Origin of the sequence: Streptomonospora wellingtoniae (assembly GCF_031845375.1) — a bacterium.
GTDB classification, from domain to species: Bacteria; Actinomycetota; Actinomycetes; order Streptosporangiales; family Streptosporangiaceae; genus Streptomonospora; species Streptomonospora wellingtoniae.
On sequence record NZ_JAVREK010000058.1, the window covers coordinates 1 to 1,390 of the forward strand.

At 71.4% G+C, this 1,390-nt stretch carries 1 protein-coding gene; it reads left to right on the forward strand.

Going from position 1 to position 1,390, the window contains the following annotated elements:
• Nucleotides 1-264: 264 nt before the first annotated feature.
• Nucleotides 265-1,390, forward strand: a 1,126-nt coding sequence (locus RM446_RS24595; protein WP_311547825.1) for an IS110 family RNA-guided transposase, incomplete at its 3' end; no start/stop codon positions are given.

The window sequence follows — 1,390 nt, forward strand, 5'->3', positions numbered from 1 at the left end:
CCCCCGTTATGTTTTTGGTGGCCCTGCAACAGGGCCACCGGCCTCTGGGCCCGGCATGACTGTGTCCCCCTGTCGAACCCATGACCCGGGGGGTGGTGTCACCGGGCCCGAGAGGTGCCGTCGGAGACGCTGATAAGAGGTCCGACTACCGCCCGGCCGAGCGCAACGCCCGGCCATGAGCGGGCGGCAGGTCTGCATAACGTGGATGCGCGCGTACGACACCGATGCCCAGGCCGGTACATTCAACCCCCGGGGAAGTGCACGATGCTCGATACCCAAGACGCGGGTGTGTTCCTCGGCCTGGACGTCGGCAAGAGCGCCCACCACGCGCACGCGCTGACCCGGGCCGGCAAGAAGGTCTTCGACAAGGCGCTGCCCAACAGCGAACCCAAGCTGCGGGCCGTCTTCGACAAGCTCGCCGCGAAGTTCGGCACCGTCCTGGTCGTCGTGGACCAGCCCGCCTCCATCGGCGCCCTGCCGCTGACCGTCGCCCGCGACGCCGGCTGCACGGTCGCCTACCTTCCGGGCCTGGCGATGCGCCGCATCGTCGACCTGTATCCCGGCGAAGCCAAGACCGACGCCAAGGACGCCGCGGTCATCGCCGAGGCCGCCCGCACCATGCCCCATGCCCTGCGCAGCCTGCAGGCCGCCGACGAGATCACCGCCGAGCTGACCGTGCTCGTGGGCTTCGACCAGGACCTCGCCGCCGAGGCCACCCGCACCAGCAACCGGATACGCGGCCTGCTCACCCAGTTCCACCCCGCACTGGAGCGCGTCCTGGGGCCCCGCCTGGACCACCCGGCCGTCACCTGGCTGCTGGAGCGCTACGGCTCCCCCACCGCCCTGCGCACGGCCGGACGCGCCGAGCTCGTCGAGGCGATCCGCCCCACGGCCCCGCGCATGGCCGCCCGGCTGATCGACGAGGTCTTCACCGCACTCGACGAGCAGACCGTGGTCGTGCCCGGCACCGCCACCCTCGACATCGTGATCCCCTCCCTGGCCCGGTCCCTGGCGGCCGTCCACGATCAGCGCCGGGCCCTGGAGGCCCGAACCGGGGCCCTGCTGGAGGAGCACCCTCTTTCGCAGGTCCTGACCTCGATACCGGGGGTCGCGGTCAGGACCGCCGCCGTGTTGCTGGTCACCGTCGGCGACGGCACCGGCTTCCCCACCGCCGCCCATCTGGCCTCCTACGCCGGGCTGGCCCCCACCACCAAGTCCTCGGGGACCTCGATCCACGGCGAACACGCGCCCAGGAGTGGAAACCGGCAGCTCAAACGGGCCATGTTCCTCTCGGCGTTCGCGGCCTTGCATGATCCGGCCTCCCGCGGCTACTACGACAAGTGCCGGGCCCGCGGCAAGACCCACACACAAGCTCTGCTGCGCCTGGCCC